General features: G+C 71.5%; 11 protein-coding genes. 9 read left to right on the top strand and 2 right to left on the bottom strand.

What is annotated here, in order from left to right; translation table 11 throughout:
* Positions 1-7: 7 nt before the first annotated feature.
* Together afsK and kbpA are read right to left on the bottom strand one after the other, a co-directional pair.
* Positions 8-2,374 carry a protein serine/threonine kinase AfsK gene (gene afsK, locus ACZ5GP_RS16620; RefSeq protein ID WP_468751518.1) on the bottom strand — a complete coding sequence of 789 codons (2,367 nt, stop codon included), beginning with the start codon at positions 2,372-2,374 and terminating at the stop codon, positions 8-10.
* A 210-nt stretch (positions 2,375-2,584) separates the two neighbouring features.
* On the bottom strand, positions 2,585-3,412 hold the full coding sequence (gene kbpA, locus ACZ5GP_RS16615) for an AfsK-binding protein KbpA (protein WP_468751517.1): 828 nt from the start codon (positions 3,410-3,412) through the stop codon (positions 2,585-2,587).
* Between the two features lie 156 nt (positions 3,413-3,568).
* On the opposite strand from kbpA, the gene ACZ5GP_RS16610 reads away from it, so the two are divergent.
* The 9 genes from ACZ5GP_RS16610 to ACZ5GP_RS16570 all read left to right on the top strand — a co-directional run bounded on the left by ACZ5GP_RS16610 (position 3,569) and on the right by ACZ5GP_RS16570 (position 13,860).
* Positions 3,569-4,216 carry a TetR family transcriptional regulator gene (locus tag ACZ5GP_RS16610; RefSeq protein ID WP_468751516.1) on the top strand — a complete coding sequence of 216 codons (648 nt, stop codon included), beginning with the start codon at positions 3,569-3,571 and terminating at the stop codon, positions 4,214-4,216.
* Positions 4,217-4,433: 217 nt separating this feature from the next.
* The gene (locus ACZ5GP_RS16605) at positions 4,434-5,471 is read left to right on the top strand and encodes a helix-turn-helix transcriptional regulator (RefSeq protein ID WP_468751515.1); all 1,038 of its coding nucleotides are present in this window, start codon (positions 4,434-4,436) and stop codon (positions 5,469-5,471) included.
* Between the two features lie 136 nt (positions 5,472-5,607).
* On the top strand, positions 5,608-5,937 hold the full coding sequence (locus tag ACZ5GP_RS16600) for a hypothetical protein (protein WP_468751514.1): 330 nt from the start codon (positions 5,608-5,610) through the stop codon (positions 5,935-5,937).
* A 382-nt stretch (positions 5,938-6,319) separates the two neighbouring features.
* Positions 6,320-7,357: an amino acid--tRNA ligase-related protein gene (locus ACZ5GP_RS16595; protein WP_468751513.1), complete on the top strand. Its 1,038-nt coding sequence runs from the start codon at positions 6,320-6,322 to the stop codon at positions 7,355-7,357.
* A 69-nt stretch (positions 7,358-7,426) separates the two neighbouring features.
* The gene (locus tag ACZ5GP_RS16590) at positions 7,427-9,040 is read left to right on the top strand and encodes a B12-binding domain-containing radical SAM protein (RefSeq protein ID WP_468751512.1); all 1,614 of its coding nucleotides are present in this window, start codon (positions 7,427-7,429) and stop codon (positions 9,038-9,040) included.
* A gap of 18 nt (positions 9,041-9,058) precedes the next feature.
* Positions 9,059-10,369, top strand: a complete 1,311-nt coding sequence (locus ACZ5GP_RS16585; protein ID WP_468751511.1) for an MFS transporter — start codon at positions 9,059-9,061, stop codon at positions 10,367-10,369.
* Between the two features lie 75 nt (positions 10,370-10,444).
* Positions 10,445-11,704 (top strand): ATP-grasp domain-containing protein, encoded by a 1,260-nt coding sequence (locus tag ACZ5GP_RS16580; protein ID WP_468751510.1) that lies wholly within the window; start codon positions 10,445-10,447, stop codon positions 11,702-11,704.
* Positions 11,705-11,788: 84 nt separating this feature from the next.
* Entirely contained in the window at positions 11,789-12,634 is an 846-nt protein-coding gene (locus ACZ5GP_RS16575) for a class I SAM-dependent methyltransferase (protein ID WP_468751509.1), read from the top strand.
* The gene (locus ACZ5GP_RS16570) at positions 12,634-13,860 is read left to right on the top strand and encodes a cytochrome P450 (RefSeq protein ID WP_468751508.1); all 1,227 of its coding nucleotides are present in this window, start codon (positions 12,634-12,636) and stop codon (positions 13,858-13,860) included. The genes ACZ5GP_RS16575 and ACZ5GP_RS16570 overlap by 1 nt, the downstream gene beginning before the upstream one ends.
* Positions 13,861-13,865 lie beyond the last annotated feature (5 nt).

The following is a 13,865-nucleotide window of genomic DNA, read 5'->3' as shown; positions in this document are numbered from 1 at the left end:
TGCCGCCCTAGGCCCGGGGTGAGGTGCCCGTCCCCCGCTCCGCGTCCAGCGCGTACACGCAGCGGTCCTTGCTGCACGCGTACACCACGCCGTCCCGCACCACGGGTGTGCCCGTGATCTCGCCGCCGGTGGCCAGCTTCCAGCGGAGCCGGCCGTCGTCGGCCTTCAGGGTGTAGAGCAGGTGGTCCGTGGAGCCGAAGTGGATGCGCCGGTCGGCGACCACGGGCGCCCCGACGACCTCGCCGCCCGCCTGGAAGCGCCACTTCGGGGTGCCGGTGACCGCGTCCAGGGTGTAGAGGCCCTTGCCGCTGCCCACGTGGACGTGGCCGTCGGCGACGAGGACCGGTTCGATCGAGGAGCGGGACTCCGTGGCGATGCGCCAGCGGTCGCGGCCGTCCGTGGCGTCCAGGGCGTACACCGTGCCGAGGTAGTCGGCGAGGTACACGCCGCCGCCCGTCACGGCGGGGCCGGGCGCGAAGGCGGGCGGGCTGAGGAAGGCGGCGGGCGCCTCGAAGTGCCAGCGGACGTGCCCGGCGGCCACGTCGACGGCCAGGACGCGGGTGCCGGCGGCGACGTACACGTAGCCGTCCGGGGCCTGGGTGACGCGCACCGGCACGCCGCCGCAGGAGGCCGCGTCGCCCACGGGGTAGGACCAGCGCTCCTCGCCCGTACGGGCCTCCAGGGCCCGCAGCCGCGCGTCCTTCCAGACGTACACCGTCCCGTCGAAGACGGCGGGCCCGGCCTCCGGCGTCTCGAAGTCGGTCTGGGCGCCGGTGATCTCCCAGAGCTTCTCGCCGTTGGCGGCCTCCCAGGCCTGGACGCCGCCGCCCCGCGTGCCGGTGACGACCGTGCCCCGGGCCGCCTGGAGGGAGTACACCCAGGCGTCGGTCGGCAGCCGCCACAGGTCGGAGCCGTCGGCGCCGTCGAGGGCGTAGAGGGTGGGGCCGTCGGAGGCGTGGACGCGGCCGTCCGCGACCGCCATGGACCAGGCGACGTCCCGGGTCTTGAAGCTGCGGCGGCCGGTGCCGACGTCCAGGGCGTGCACCTCGAAGGAGGTGACGTAGACGAGGTTGCCGGCCACGGCGGGTGTGCCCCACACGTCGTTGGACATCCGGAACCGCCACGGCCGCCACGTCTTGGGACCCGTGTCGGGCGCGACCGCGGGCGGCGGCACGGCGGGCGCGGCGGGCGCGCCGGCGCCCGGCCCGGCCTGGGGCGAGGCGGAGCGCGACCAGGAGGCGGCGAGCCCGAAGTCACCGGGCACGGCGGCCGCGCGCGCGTCGGCGACCCGGGGTCCGGGCCCGATCGGCACCTTGCCCCCGGCCAGGTGCACGGGCCCCGCGTCGGGCCCGGCGGCGAACGGCGGCCGGGCCGGCGCGGGCGGCGGCTGTTGCGGGGGCGGCGGAGCGGTCACGGGGGCACGGCCGCCGCCGCTGCGGCCCGCCGTGGCCGGGACGCGGGCCGGGGGCCGGCCGCCGCGGCGCGCCTCGATGAGGGCGACGGCCCGCTCGGGCAGCCAGGCGGAGGCCGTGCCGCTGTCGTCGTTGTCGGCGCTCTCGGAGGCGAACAGGTGCGGGGCGAGCTGGGCCTGGAGGTCGGCGGGGCTCGGCCGCAGCGTCGCCTCCATCTGCATGCACGACTCGATCAGCGGGCGCAGCTCGTCGGGCAGCCCTTCGAGGTCCGGCCCTTCCCGCAGCAGCATGAAGACGGTCTCGACGGGGTTGGCGCCGTGGAAGGGGGCGTGCCCGGTGGCGGCGAAGACGAGCGTGGAGCCGAGCGAGAACACGTCGCTGGCGCCGGTGACGCTGCGGGAGTCCTTGGCCTGTTCGGGCGACATGTACGCGGGCGTGCCCACGGCGACGTTCGTCATGGTCAGCCGCGTGTTGGAGACGCCGGACGCGATGCCGAAGTCGATGACGCGCGGCCCGTCCTCGACGACGAGGACGTTGGACGGCTTGAGGTCACGGTGGACGAGGCCCGCGCCGTGGATGGACTCCAGGGCCTCGGCCACGCCCGCCGCCAGCCAGCGCACGGCCTGGGTGGGCAGCGGACCGTGTTCATTCACTATTTCCTCGAGCGAGGGCGCGGGGACGTACGCGGTGGCGAGCCAGGGCACGGCGGCCCGCGGATCGGCGTCCACCACCGCGGCGGTGTAGAAGCCGGACACGGCGCGGGCCGCCTCGACCTCGCGCGTGAAGCGGACGCGGAACAGCTGGTCCTCGGCGAGCTCGGTCCGTACCGTCTTGATCGCCACGCGCCGCCCCGACGCGGAACGCGCGAGATAGACCAGGCCCATGCCGCCGGCGCCCAGCCGGCCGAGGACCTCGAACGGCCCGATCCGCCTCGGATCGTGCTGCGTCAGCTGATCCACCACTTGCCCTGCCACCTCCCCGTACGCGGCCGCCGAAGAAGACAGCCCCGTGCAGCGTCTCACCACCCGAGCCGCTACGGCGGCACGCACCCTGATTCTTCCTGTCCGAGGCGGCCCTGGCGAACCCGGGGCGGGATCGGGGTGTCCCGGGGTGTCTCGGGGTTTCTCGGGGTTTTGCCGGACATGCGCCCACCCGTGCGCATGTCCGGTCGCTCAGTCCTGGAGGACGGCGAAGGTCGCCCCCTGGTTGTCCCGGAGGACCGCGGTCCGCCCGTAGGGGCTGTCGTGGGGCGGCAGCTGGACGCGTCCGCCGAGCCGGGTCACCGCCTGGGCCGTCGCGTCCGCGTCGGTGACCTCGAAGTAGACGAGGAAGTGCGGGGGCGTCTCGGGTCTGCTGTATCCGTCGGTGGCCGGGGACATCAGGCTGCGTCCGCCGATCGCGGTGTCGGGGCCGGCCGGGGCCCCGGCGGGCGACCAGGTGCGGAAGTCGGTGCCGCCGAGGTCGAGGTCGTGGCCGCCGTAGCCGAAGACGTGCTCGTAGAAGGGGTCGACGCGCGTCCTGTCCCGCGAGTACACCTCGCACCAGCAGTACGACCCGGGGCGCCGCCGCCTGCCGAAGCCCTGGTGGGTGCCGGCCTGCCAGAGCCCGAAGACGGCGCCTTCGGGGTCGGCGGCGAGCCCCATCGTCCCAAAGGACCCGACGGTCATGGGCTCGGTGACCATGGATCCGCCCGCCCCCTTGATCCGCCGGGCCAGGGCGGCTACGTCGGGGGTGGCCAGATACACCGTCCACACGGTGGGCATGCGGCCGTCGGCCTTGGCCGCGAGGGCGGCGACGGGCAGCCCTTCGCCGTAGGCCTGCGTGTAATGGGCGTACTGCGGGCCGGCGCCCTCGTCGAAGGTCCACCCGAAGAGCTCACCGTAGAAGCGCTTGCCGCCCTCGACGTCCGGGAGCATCGCGTCGGCCCAGCAGGGCACGCCCTGCGCGTATCCGCCCCCTGTCTCGTTTCCGCCCCCTGTGTCCTGCTCTGCGTAGTCCATGCCAGTCAAGCTAACCGCCCGCCACGGCGCCCGCAGCGCATGAATTCGAACGTCCGCCCTATTCCAAAAAGGTGCGTCTCCCCCGCCCTCCCGCGCCCCAACCCCATTTGCACTCGGCCGAATCGCGCTCCGATCACCCGTCGGTAAGCTGACGGCATGACAGGACAGGTACGTACCGTCGACGGCCGCGTGGCCGGTCGGCGCGGTCAGGCGACGCGTCAAAAGCTGCTCGACTGCCTCAGCGAGATGCTCAGCTCCTCGCCCTACCGGGACGTCAAAGTCATCGACGTCGCCCGCAAGGCCGGGACTTCACCCGCGACCTTCTACCAGTACTTCCCGGACGTCGAGGGCGCCGTCCTGGAGATCGCCGAGCAAATGGCCTCGGAGGGCGCCGAGTTGACCCAGCTGCTCGACGGCCGCTCGTGGGCCGGCAAGGCGGGCTGGCAGACCTCCCAGGACCTGGTCGAGGGCTTCTTGGACTTCTGGCGCAAGAACGACGCGATCCTGCGGGTGGTCGACCTCGGTGCCGCCGAGGGCGACAAGCGCTTCTACAAGCTCCGAATGAAGATCCTCAACTCGGTCAACAACTCCCTCGCGGACACCGTCAAGGAGCTGCAGGCCAAGGGCAAGGTCGACAAGGACATCAGCCCGGCGGCCATGGCGGGCTCCCTGGTCGCGATGCTCGCGGCGGTCGCCTCGCACCAGCGCGGCTTCCAGACGTGGGGCGTCAAGCAGAACGAACTGAAGCCGAATCTGGCGATGTTGGTACATTTGGGCGTCACCGGCAAGAAACCGGCGAAGTGACCGGCACAGCGGCCGGGCGGCTCCGCTCGCACATCGCCCGTTAGGGCACCCATCCCCCCAAGTCCTGTCAACCCGACGGCGGATCACCCCGGTGGTCCGCCGTCGCGGTATCCGCACCCGCCCCCCGCCAGGAATATTTGCGATCGTCATCGACTGAAGCCGTCGTTCGTGTGTTAGAAACGTTCCGGTCGACAACGCTGCACCTGGGGGTGGGGGCATGGGGGAACTTGCCGGCACGGAAGAGCCGTACGCCAAGACGCACGGCATCTCGCTCGCGACGCTCATCGGCGCGGACGAACTCTGCGTCGCCGTCTACCGCGCGGTGATCTCCGAACCGCAGTGGTCCGTGGCCCACGTCGCCGAGCGGCTCGGCGCCACGGAAGAGCGGGTACGGGAGTGCCTGGACCGCCTGGCGGAGCTGTCGATGCTCCATCTCCCCGAGGACGACGTGAGTCCCCTCCCCGTCCACCCCGAGGTCGGGTTCTCCGCCCACATACACCGGTGGGAGGCGCAGATCCACACCCAGCAGCTCGAACTGGCGGCGGTGCGGGCGGCCACCGCCGAACTGGCCGCCGCCTACGCGGCCCATCAGGCCAGCCGCAGCAACGCCGGCCTGGAGCGCCTCTACGGGGTCGACGAGGTGCGCGGTCGCCTCGCCGAGATGAGCCAGCTCGCGAAGACGGAACTGCTGGCGTTCGTGCCGGGCGGATCGATGAGCCCGGCGGCGCTGGACGCCAGCCGGCCGCTGGACGAGCGGAGCCTGGCCGCCGGGGTGCGGCTGAAGACGATCTACCTGGACAGCGTGCGCAACGACCGGGGGACCACGGAGTACGCCCGCTGGCTCTTCGAGCGGGGCGGTGAGGTCAGGACGCTCCCCTCACTTCCGCTGCGCATGCTGGTGGTCGACCGCACCAGCGCGGTGCTGCCCCTCGACCCGGAGAACTCCCGCCTGGGCGCCGTGGTCGTGCGCTCGTCGAGCGTGGTCGCCGCCCTGCTGGCACTGTTCGAGATGTCCTGGGACCGCGCCGTACCGCTGGGCGGACAGCAGGTCCCGGAGGAGACCGACGCCCCGAGCCCGCAGGAGGACGCCCTGCTCAAGCTGCTCGCCCAGGGACACACCGACGAGGTGGCCGCGCGCAAGCTCGGGCTCTCCCTGCGGACGGTGCGGCGGATGATGGCCAATGTGGCCGCCCGGCTCGGCGCCCGCAGCCGCTTCGAGGCCGGCGTCCTCGCGTCCCGGTGCGGGTGGCTCTGACCAGGGCCGCGGCGCCCGCCGGCCCCGGCGCGCGGCGTGCGCTCCGCCCCTGGGCCGCCGTCCGCTTCCTGCCACGGCCTCAAGCTGCCCGCGCATAATCCGCACGGCCCGTGATCGTCTCTGGGATTCTCCTCCTGTGTACGCCATTCACATCGAGGTGTCTCCCCCTGGCCCCGGTCCCGCCCTCTTCGGGCTGGAACAGCTGACCGCCGAGGCGTCCCGCGTACCCGGCTGCGTGGTGGAGCACTTCTACCAGCCGGCCCAACCCCATCGCGGACGCCTGGGCGTCCTCTTCGTGTCCGCCGCCTCCGCCGAGGCGGCGGGCAGTTGTGTTCTCGCGGCCGCCCGGACCTTGCTCCGTGAGCCGACCGACAAGACACAGGCCTCGCTCCGGATTCCGCCGCCCGGAATGCCCTCCCGCATGTGCCACGGTGTCGTTTCCGTGCCCGCCGGGGACCGCGAATAGCCCTGTCCCCTTGCTGCCTCTGCACCTTGGTGCCAGCCAACTCCCTTGAACGGTCGCTTTCCGGCCAGCGAATATGAACACGTCGCCGACACCGCAGTTCGGCCGCGCTGATCCACTCATCGCATTCAGGGGCACCAAGAATTCTCGGAGGCGTTTCAATGGGCCGCAGACTTCCCACCCTTATGGCCGCCTGTGCCATAGCACTCTCGGTCTTCGCCCTGGGTGGGTCCGAGCACCCCGCGCCGGCCCGCACCCTCGCCGACAGCACGACCGCGTCGCCGCTCACCTGGGGCTGGGACTGAGCGCGGGCGAGCACGGGGCCCGACCGGCCAAGACCGTTGTTCCAGCTGTTCCACCAGTACAGAGCGTCCAAGGAGGACACGTGAGCGCGCAAACGACGGAGAAAGTCTCCCTCTCGGCCCCCGGTACCTGGCGTGACCCGGACTCGCACTTCGAGATCGCGCTGACGCACCCGTGGTACCGGATGCTGCTCCAGCTGACCGACGTCATGCAGCGGGCCACGGCGGAATTCTGGGCTCAGCGGAACGTCCGTGCGGCCTATCTCCCCGTGACGACCGGGTCCATATCCAGCCCCATGGGCCTCGGCAGCGACTCGTCGCCGGTCCGCATCGAACTGGAGGGCGTGCCCACCTATCTGGCCGATTCCATGCAGTTCCTCCTGGAATACGGATGCAGAATGTGGGAGCAGGGCTGCTATTACGTCATGCCCTCGTTCCGCGGCGAGGCACCGGACTCCACGCACCTGTGCCAGTTCTACCACTCGGAAGCCGAGCTTCCGGGCGATGTGGACGCGGTGATGGAGACCGTGGAGGCGTATGTACGCCACCTCGCCGGCGCCTTTCTCAAGGAAATGGGGCCGACGATCGCCGAAGTGGCGGGAGACACCGCACACATCGAGCGGATGCTGTCCCTCGGCGCTTTCCCCCGCGTCTCCTTCTCCGACGCCGTCACACTCCTCGGTGATTCGCCGGAATACGTGACGGAATTGGCGGAAGGCGCCAGGGGCCTGACCCGCAAGGCCGAGCATGCCCTGATGGACAAGTACGGCGAGTTCGTCTGGGTGACCCAGTTCGATCACCTCTCCGTCCCCTTCTACCAGGCCTTCGAGCCGGGCGACCCCTCCCGCGCCCGCAACGGCGACCTGCTGTTCGGCGTGGGGGAGACGGTCGGCTGCGGCGAGCGCCACACCACCGCCGAGGAGGCCCGCGAGGCGCTGGCCATGCACATGGTCCCCGAAGAGGACTACTCCTGGTACCTGCGGATGCGGGAGCTGCGTCCGATGAAGACCTCCGGCTTCGGCCTGGGTGTCGAGCGCTTCTTCCTGTGGCTGCTGAAGCACGACGAGATCCGCGACCTGCAGATGCTGCACCGGGTGAACGGCCGGCAGATCAACCCCTGACGGCGAACCGGCAGTCGCGGGCCGCGGCCCGCAGTCACCCCAGGAGAGTGCACCATCGACGTCGTCCTCGTGTCCGGCCTCGGGCCGACACTGAAGAATTCCGACTACCTCGCGGGCAGCATGCTCGACCGCCAGCACGGGGCGCAGAACACGGCGAAGTACCTGCGGGGCACCCGACTCGAGCAGTTCGGCCTCGACCGGCTCGGCTTCCGGCACAACGGCGCCGACTACCCCTTGCTGCGCCCCCGTTACTACAACGTCCCCCACCTGACGACCTTCGCCGTCCAGGAGATCCTGGAGCGGGCCGGGCACCGCACCGACACCTACGACACCACCAACCTGTGGGCACAGGGCGCTGTCTCCCCCGCGCCCCAGGGGTCGTACCGGGCGGCCCTCCTGTCGACCAGCTTCATCTGGACCGAGCGCGACCTGCGGCATGCCGTCCACTGGATCGCCGAGACGTATCCGGGCATCCCCATCATCCTCGGCGGCCAGTACAGCAACCTCAAGTACGGCTCCCTGATGCGGGCGATCCCCGAGATCGACTACATCGTCCGCGGTGACGGGGAAGAGGCGCTGCCCGCCCTGCTGGACATGCTGGAGAACGGCGGATCACCGGAGGCGGTCCCCAATCTCGTCTACCGGCACTCCCGCGAGCTGCTCGGCCACCGGATGAGCCCCTTCCGCTACCTGGACCTCGACGCGTTCCCCTCCCCCATGCCGAAGGGCAAGTGGCGCGTCATTCCCTACGAGTCCATGCGGGGCTGTCCGTTCAGCTGCAAGTTCTGCTCCTTCCCCGCGGCCAGTCCCAAGTGGCGCTACAAATCCGCCCAGAAGATCGCGGACGACTGGCGGCGCTACGCGGAGGAGAGCGGGGCCTCGTACATCTCCGCCATGGACAGCACGTTCACGGTGCCCCCGACCCGGCTGCGGGAGCTGCTGAAGCTCCTGCCCGACGTCGGCATCGGCTGGGAGGCGTACAGCAGGGCGAACGTGCTCAAGTCGGCCGAGCTGATCGACGCGATCGCGGCGACCCACTGCCAGTTCCTGTCCATCGGCTTCGAGTCGATGAGCGACAGCACGCTGCGCCACATGAACAAGAAGGTCACGAGGAAGGACAACCTGCGCGCCTTCCGCCTCCTGAACGAAGGCGGCCTCGGCTACCGCTGCTCCTTCATGGCCGGCTACCCGGGGGAGACGCCCGCGGACTTCTCCGAGACGCGGGACTTCCTGTCACAGGAGTACGCGGGGCACTTCATGCTCAGCGTGTTCAGCATCTCCGACGAGACCATGCCGCTGTGGGAGGACAAGGAGGCGCTGCGCATCGAGGTGCACGACCCGGAGGACCCGGACTACTCCTGGTCGCACATCGGCATGGACGTGCACACCGCCCGCTCGCTGAACCACACGACCCTCGACCTGGTCCGCCGCGTCAACGACCGTGCGGTGCTGCGCCTTTGGCAGGCCGACTACCAGCACCTGCTCATGCCGCAGCTGGGCCGCTGGGAGAACATCGCGGTCGAGAAGGCCGTGGAGCGCATCGGCATGGCGCCGCGCGACTACACCGACGCCGGCGCGGCGGTGGCCTACATCCAGCAGCAGCTCGACGTCCTCGCGCGGTACGGCGTCTCCCTCTACCCGGACACCGGCGCCTTCACCGACCAGCCGCTCTTCCACTTCTGAGAAGGTCCTGAGCCTGTCATGAGCAGCATGAAGACACTGCGCCTGCTGCCCGCCCCGGCACGGCGGCTGATCGCGATCAACGCGGTCAACGCGGCGGGCACCGGCCTCGTCGTGCCCCTCCTGGTCGTGTACCTCCACGAGATGCGGGGCCTGTCGTTGGCGACGGCGACGGGCGCGGTCGCGGCGACCTCGCTGGGAGCGCTGGTCGGCGGGCCGCTCGCCGGGTGGGTCTCGGACCGCTTCGGCCGGGCCCCGGCGGTCTGGGCGGCACTCGTGTGCGCGGCGCTGGGAGCCGTCGGCTTCGTGGTGTCCGGCACGCCCGAGGCGGCTCTGGCGTCCGGGCTCGTCCAGGGCCTGGGCATCGGGGGCGCGATCACCTGGAACGCGCTGATCGCCGACCAGGTCCCCCGGGAGCACTGGTCGGTGGTCTTCTCGACCGACTTCGCGGTGGTCAACGCGGTGATGGGCCTCGGCGGCCTGGTCGGCGGCCTGGTGGCGGGGCTGACCGACTCCCTCCTGGTCTTCCAGCTGCTGTACGGGCTCGACGCGCTCTCCTTCCTCGCGACCGGGTTCCTGGTCTCCCGGCAGCTGCGGGGCACGGGTCGGACGCGGGAGGAGACGGGCGGGGAGCGGAACACCCAAGCGGCCCGGGCGGCCCAGGCAGGCCCTGCGCCCGCCTCCTACCGTGCCGTCCTGCGCAACCGCAAGCTGGTCGCCCTGCTGCTCGTCGTCCTGACCCTGTTCACGCTCGGGTACTCGCAGCTGAACTCCGGCATGCCCGCGATCCTGCTGGCCGACAGCACGCTGGGCCCCACCGCGCTCGGCGTGATGTTCGCCGTGAACACCGGTGCGGTGGTGCTCGTCCAGGTCACGCTCATGCACCGGTTCAAGGACCTCACCCCGCGTACGGCGCTGGCGCTGCTCGCCGGGAGCTGGGCGTTCTTCTGGCTCCTGATCCTCGCGGTCACCGGGATCGGCGGCGGCGCGTACGCCCTGCTCACCGGGGCGGCGGCGATGGCCGTCTTCGCCGTCGGCGAGTCCCTGCTGGCCGCGACCGGCCCGACGCTGGTCAACAGCTGGGCGGACGACTCCAACCGCGGCCGCTACAACGCCGCCTACGGGTTCGTGTGTTCGCTCGGTTTCACCGTCGGACCGCTGCTGTCGGGCCGGCTGGTGGAGGACGGGCACGTGGTGCTGGTGACCGTGGGGGCCGCGCTGGCCCTGGCCGCGCTGGGGCTCGTCCTGCGCGGGTCGCACCTCCTGCCGTCCACTCCCCTGTCCGGACTCGATGACGAGCCCCGGCCGGTCGTGGAGCCGGCCGAGTCCTGACCCGCTCCCCCCTCCGTGTCCGCGTACCCCCGTACCCGCGTACCCGCACGTTTTTCAAGCACAAGGAGACCGCCGATGAGCACCAAGATCCTCGTCTGCCGCTGGGACCCGTACATCCTCTCCGCCCTGCGTGAGGAGGGAGCGGAAGTGGCGCTGCTCTTCGACACGTTCGAGGCCGCCCACTTCCATGTCGACGAGGAGGTCCTGAAGACCCTGCCGTACGTCTTCCGCATCAACAGCTTCGACGACATGGACGAACTGGGCCAGGTCGCCACGGAGCTGAAGGGCGACGGCTGGATCCCGGACCGGGTGGTGAGCCTCTCCGAGTTCAGCCAGTTCGGCGCCGGATACCTCGCCCAGCTCCTGGGCTGCCCGCAGCCCACCCTGGAGATGGCCCTCAAGACCCGCGACAAGCGGGCGATGAAGCAGGCCGTGCGCGCGGCCGGCGTCGCCGTCACGGACTTCGTCCCGCTGCGCACCTCCGAGGTGGCGCGGGGCGTGCGCCGCACCGCCGACGAGCTGGGCTTCCCCGTCGTCGTCAAGCCCGCCGCCGGACTCGGCACGCTGGGCACGAGCTGGGTGCACTCCGAGGAGGCGCTGAGCACCCTGCTCCAGGAGGCGGGCGGCGACAACACCGAGCACTTCCTGCTGGCCGAACAGCCGGTGCGGGGCGACGAGTTCCACGTGGACGCCATCTGGGTCGACGGGGTCTGCAAGGCGCTCGGCATCATGCGCTACCTGCGGCCGCGCCTCGCGATCGAGACGGCCGGGGTGGGCAACGGCTCCGTCCTGCTGCCGCGCGAGGAGTGGGCCGAACTCTACGCCGACGTGGAGGACATGCACCGGCGCGTGAACGGCGCGCTCGGCATCCGGGACGGCATCACCCACCTGGAGTTCTTCAAGGAGCCCGGTGAGCGGCGCATCGTCTTCTCGGAGATCGCCAGCCGGTTCGCCGGGGGCGGGATCACCCAGACCTGGCGCGCCCTCGGCGACGACCTGCGCATCGCGTGGATCAAGTCGGTCGTCGACCCGGGCCGGGCGGCCCCGTACGCGGACGGCGAGCCCAGCCGCTACGTGGGCTGGATCAACCTCGCCCCGAGCGAGGAGGGCAAGATCGTCGCCGAGCCGTCCCAGGCCGACATCGACGCCTTCGACTACGTCCTGGAGACGGTCCGCCAGCACGGTGTGGGCGACGAGTACGGCGAGCCGCACCCCTCCGCCTGGTGCCTCTTCCTCATCTACGGAGCCGACTCCCTGGAGCAGTTCGAGGAGCGGGGCCAAGAGTTGGAGAAGGCCCTGAACGGCAGCTTCCGCACCGAGCGGGCCTCGGCCTGACCACCGCCGCCCCCGGGGCCCGGCCTCGCCGGGACGGCAGCAGCAATCCGCACCCTCTCAAGTCACCTGCGAGCGAGGAACACCATGACCGAACTTCAGTACGACCAGGCAGTCAAGGGCTACTTCTCCGAGAAGGCGGAGGCCTACGACGACGTGGACCTCCAGCCCTACTGGATGCTCTCCGACCGCCTGCTCGCGACGGCCCTGCGCGAGGACGTGCTGGCGCGCCTGCCCGAGGACTTCGCGTTCCTCGACGCGGGCGGCGGCACCGGCCGCTGGACCTCGTTCTTCGCGGAGGAGGCGCCCAAGAGCACGGGCGTGCTGTTCGACCTCACCCGCGAGATGATCCAGGTCGCCGAGGCCAAGGCCGAGCGCCGGGGCTTCGCGGACCGCGTCGAGTTCCGGCAGGGCGACCTGGCCGAGGTCGGCCAGGCCCTGCAGGGGCGCAGCTTCGACCTGGCGTTCAACTTCCACAACGTCCTGGGCTTCGTCGCCGACCCCGAGCAGACGATCAAGGACGTGGCCGCGCTGCTGAAGCCCGGCGGTCTGCTGGTGTCGTTCCTGCCCAGCGTCTGGCACGCGGCGTTCTTCAACGTCGGCATCGGGCGCCTCGACGAGGCGGAGAAGGCGCTGGCCGGCCGGGGCCGCTTCACCGACACCATGCCGGACATGCACCTCTACGACGTCGAGCGCATCGAGAAGATGCACGCCGCCGCGGGCCTGGAGCTGGACGTCCTCAGCGGCTTCCCGAACCTGATCTACCCCGGCTACCAGGAGACCCAGCTGCACGGCTCCACGGACCAGCTCGTGGACATCCTGGCGGGCGAGAACTTCGACCGGATCTTCGCCATGGAGAACAAGGTCCGCTCGGCCCCCGGGATCGCGGGCCGCGGCAACAACCTCTTCACCGTCGCCCGCCGCCCGGCCTGATGACCGCGGCCCAGACCGCGTCCGCGGACCCGTCGTCGTCCGTGGACCTGATGGCGGACTCCTTCGCACGCGACCCGCACCCGCAGTACGCCGTGCTGCGCCGCACCGCCCCCGTGTGGTGGGACGCGGCGACGGCCTGCTGGTACGTCACCGCGTACGAGGACGTCAACACGCTCCTGAGGGACGGCCGGCTGTCCGCGCGGATCGGCGCCGCCTTCCTCGGCGACCACGACCCGGCGACGCTGGAGGAGGTCGCCGACGTCACGCGGTTCTTCGACGCCTGGCCGATGTTCACCGACCCGCCGGACCACACCGCCGTGCGCTCCGCGGTCGGCCCGTCCTACCGCCCGGCCGTCGTACGCCCCTTGCGTACGGCGATCGCCGAGCGGGCGGACGCGCTCCTGAAGCCGCTGGACCCGGCGTCCGCCGATCTCCTCGCGGACTTCGTGCAACCGCTCGCGGTCGGTGTGACCTGCGATCTGCTGGGCATCGCGGCCGAGCACCGGGACGATCTGCTGGCCTGGTCGGCGGACATCATCGGTTTCATCGGGGTGCCCCGGCTCGACCCGGGCCGGGCCCCCCGGGCGCGGCACGCCATCTCCCGGTTGCGGGAGCACATCACCTCCGTGACGCTGCCCGACGCGCGGGCGGGCCGGGGCCCCGCCCAGCTCGCGGCGTTCCTGAGGATCGACGAGGACCGGGCGGTCGCCCTGTTCGCGCAGATCCTCACCGGTGGCATCGAGCCCGTGGTGGCCTGCCTGGGGTCGGCGCTCACGCACCTGCTCGGCCCGCGGCGGCCGCTGCTCGACCAGGTCCGGCGCGGGGAGCTGGACGTCACCCGGCTCGTGGAGGAGGCGCTGCGGCTCGAAGCGCCCTTCCACTTCGTGCCGAGGACCGCGGTGCGGCCCGTCGAGGTGCGGGGGCGGGTGATCGAGGCGGGGCAGCGGGTGGCGCTGGTCGTCGCGGCCGCCAACCGGGACCCGGAGGTGTTCGCCGAGCCGGACCGCTTCCGCCTGCCCCCGCCGGACCAGGGCGACCGCCCGCAGCTGGCGTTCGGGGCCGGGCACCACTTCTGTCTGGGGGCGGGCCTGGCACGGCTGACCCTGGCCGAGGCGATCCGCGCGGTGGCCGACTGGGTCGGGTCCGGCGAGGTCGGCGAGGTCGGCGCGGAGCGGGCACCGGCCTTCGGGCACACCGTGTGGCGTCGTATGGGAGTGGGGTACTGATCCGG

It is taken from the genome of Streptomyces sp. NPDC031466, from assembly GCF_055581265.1.
The sequence above is the reverse complement of the archived record's forward strand: the minus strand, read 5'-3'. Positions and strand labels throughout refer to the sequence as shown.

What these genes read in the sequence shown, in the direction of transcription:
- kbpA (WP_468751517.1), bottom strand. Translation starts at nt 3,412, where the DNA reads ATGGACTACGCAGAGCAGGACACAGGGGGCGGAAACGAGACAGGGGGC.
- ACZ5GP_RS16580 (WP_468751510.1), top strand. Translation starts at nt 10,445, where the DNA reads ATGAGCACCAAGATCCTCGTCTGCCGCTGGGACCCGTACATCCTCTCC.
- ACZ5GP_RS16585 (WP_468751511.1), top strand. Translation starts at nt 9,059, where the DNA reads ATGAGCAGCATGAAGACACTGCGCCTGCTGCCCGCCCCGGCACGGCGG.
- ACZ5GP_RS16610 (WP_468751516.1), top strand. Translation starts at nt 3,569, where the DNA reads ATGACAGGACAGGTACGTACCGTCGACGGCCGCGTGGCCGGTCGGCGC.
- ACZ5GP_RS16605 (WP_468751515.1), top strand. Translation starts at nt 4,434, where the DNA reads ATGGGGGAACTTGCCGGCACGGAAGAGCCGTACGCCAAGACGCACGGC.
- ACZ5GP_RS16570 (WP_468751508.1), top strand. Translation starts at nt 12,634, where the DNA reads ATGACCGCGGCCCAGACCGCGTCCGCGGACCCGTCGTCGTCCGTGGAC.
- ACZ5GP_RS16575 (WP_468751509.1), top strand. Translation starts at nt 11,789, where the DNA reads ATGACCGAACTTCAGTACGACCAGGCAGTCAAGGGCTACTTCTCCGAG.